The 2,747-nt window shown below is 62.2% G+C and carries 2 protein-coding genes and 1 tRNA gene; all 3 read right to left on the bottom strand.

From position 1 onward, the window contains the following. Window position 1: 1 nt before the first annotated feature. Window positions 2–77, bottom strand: a tRNA-Thr gene (locus tag ACH2EI_RS12395). Window positions 78–167: 90 nt separating this feature from the next. After that, a complete protein-coding gene (locus tag ACH2EI_RS12390) occupies window positions 168–2,066 on the bottom strand; it encodes a sortase domain-bontaining protein (protein ID WP_395160242.1) in 1,899 nt (632 codons plus the stop codon). Window positions 2,067–2,378: 312 nt separating this feature from the next. After that, on the bottom strand, window positions 2,379–2,747 hold a 369-nt coding region (locus ACH2EI_RS12385; protein ID WP_395160240.1), incomplete at its 5' end, for a transposase.

Genomic DNA, 2,747 nt, shown 5'->3' with positions numbered 1-2,747 from the left:
TTGGAGCCGGGTGCGAGGATCGAACTCGCCACCTCATGATTACAAATCAAGTGCTCTACCAACTGAGCTAACCCGGCGTGGGGCATGACGATAGCGACGTCACTGGATTTTCGAACGGTGACGACGCGTGCTGATGAATGCAACAAGCCAACGGCTCACGAAAGGCGTCAACCGGGGATGCTGGGTTGCGTATCTGCCCACTGCTCGAGGATGAAGGTCGACACGATCCGGTAGCGGACGCCACCAAGCGGCTGGTCAGACAAGGAGGAGCTCGTGCCGGTGCAGGAAACGAGGATGAACGTCGACCCGCTGGTACGGCGAGATGCGGTCAAAATGTCGAACGGTTCGTTCGTCGTCAGCTCCTCACGCACAAAGCGATACGTGTACAACCGCTCGTCAGGAGTTTCGACATACATCCGGTCACCGTTCTCCAGCCAGTGCTGGTTGCGGTACGGACCACTACCCTTCGGCGTACTCACAGTGCGGTGACCAAAGACGACGATCGATGCCCCCGACTGACCGATCAAGCCGGTGTTCGTCCAGTGCCACGACTCTCCGATGTCGACAACCGGGTCGCCGCTGGTCGCGTTCGCCATCACGAGGTTGAGCAGGCCCATCCGCGGGACGTTCAACACCCAGTTGAACGGCGCGGCCGGCGGATCCGGATCGACCGTCTTGCCCCGGGTCGCAGCTATCGGCGAACCGAGATACCAGCCCGCGACATCACACACGATGTGCGCACCGTGGAGCGAAAAACACTCGACGCCTTTGGTGCTGACCGGCGTAATCACATGGTTCGCGACGGTCTGGCCGACTCGGCTGATGTTTAGGTTGGACACCTCGCGGCGCACAGTCTGAGCGCCGAGCACGGTGACGAAGCCGACGTTCATGCTGTTCACCGACGTGAGGTTCATCGCCAGCCCCAACGCTTTACCCGTGACTGGGAACCCACTTCGTCCGTTCGGCAACGTGAATGCGCGCGACCATCCCGGCCACAAGCGCCTTTTCCCGCCAGCCTTGGCGATGTCAGAATCACGGCGAGTGTCGAGCAGGCGAATCGGCTTCACTGGAACGAACAGGCCCGACTCCGACTCGGAATCGCTGTCGCCCGTGATGTAGCCCGCCACGTCGACGTAAATGTCGCCGCCACCAATCATGAACACGTCGATCGCAGCACGACCGCCCGACAGGCCGGTCTTGATGACTGCACCCGCACCACGTGTCTCGCCACTGGAAAAGTTGACCGTGGTGACGGTCGGAACCGTGGCCAGGCCAGTCGGAAGTGTCGTCAGGAAGCCCGCAGCGCGCGCTCCCGCAACCGTGACATTCGCGACGACTGCTTTGGCACTCGAATCGATCTGATTCAACACGATGGTCTTGCGTTCGTTATGGCCGACGAAGAACGGCCCGACCACCCGGACGGTCTGGTCGAGCAATTTGAGGCGCCCGCCTTTCCGCTTCGACGAAGTCTCCACGTACACGCCGGAGATATCGACGATCACGTCGTACGGATTCAGGCCCAGAACGTCGATCTTGCCGTCGGCGCTCAGCTTGACCGTGGCGAGGTTCGCGACAATCGCGTCGTTCGGCTCGATCAGAACGTTCGCCACCACCGAGTCGTCGCCAGCAGGAGTCGCACGGACGAAGCCGGGCTGACCGTTGTTGATTGCCACGAGCGAAACAACCGCAGCAATCGCCTTCTGACCCGGGTTCAGCGTTATCTGGTTGCGAACATCAATCCGGATGACCCGATCGGAAATGCGTTCAAAATTCTTGAACTGGTTCGTGTACGGCGCATACCGACGCGTGTCCGCGAGCCGAACCTGCGTGACTGGCTCGTAGTAACCGGCTCCAAGCGGGATCGCTGCTTCGGCACTCGACGCGACTGCAGTGGCTGCGACAGCACCCGCCAAACCAGCGAGAAACCCTCGGCGTCCGAGTGGCCTGGGGCCAGCATTGGCGGCCCCATCAACCTGCCCAACGCCACTCTGGTGACCGGCGTCAGGCGGCGGCCAGGTATCGCGCGAGTACTCCGTAACACGCGGGGACCGAGTGACATCAAACATGGAAGTCATACTAAGGTGCTCAGCAGATAGGTGAATCGGCCTTCGGGATCGCCGTTCGGTCCGAGGCCGTGACCAGGCCTTCACTGGTCGCCGCCGATCCGCGAAACCCCTGGTCGCGCCCTATCCGTGCGGCCCCTAAGCCTGAATCCACCTCGTGGGGTCTCGGGGTCCGCCGATGGTGGTGGGTGTGGAGCGAGCGAGTTGTAGTCCTGTTGAACCGGGTTTGGGGTGTGTTGAACCGGGTTCGGATGTTTTTCGAGGGTTCGTGACGCTGGGTCGGGTTCTGCGGCGCGTCGGACCGCGGGATGTGTGTCAGCCGGCTGGGCCGGGGAGTGCGCGGAGGTTTGCGAGCATGGTGGTGAAGGCTTCTTGCCAGGGCCAACGGCTCGGGAAACGAAGTGTGTGTCGGCCGGACCGGTTCACCGCGACAGCGGGGACCGCGATGATCCGGACGCGCAGTGTTCGGGTGTTGGCGGGTTCGTGTTCGCCGAGGGTGATGGTCCAGCGTCCAAGGTTGTGGGCGATGACCGCGCTCGCGAACCAGGCGGCGTTCGCCGGGTAGTGACCGGAGGGGATGTGAGCAGCGCCGCCGTCTTTGAGTTCTCTGATGGCGAGTTCGACAATGGCGTGGTTGCGATGGAACTCGTCGGCTTCGATCGTGGTCAAGTCGGTCCGGTTGGT

The organism is Ilumatobacter sp., assembly GCF_041688325.1.
GTDB lineage: Bacteria > Actinomycetota > Acidimicrobiia > Acidimicrobiales > Ilumatobacteraceae > Ilumatobacter_A.
The sequence above is the reverse complement of the archived record's forward strand: the minus strand, read 5'-3'. Positions and strand labels throughout refer to the sequence as shown.

Coding starts and splice junctions, on each gene's coding strand:
- ACH2EI_RS12390 (WP_395160242.1), bottom strand. CDS start 2,066: ATGTTTGATGTCACTCGGTCCCCGCGTGTTACGGAGTACTCGCGCGAT.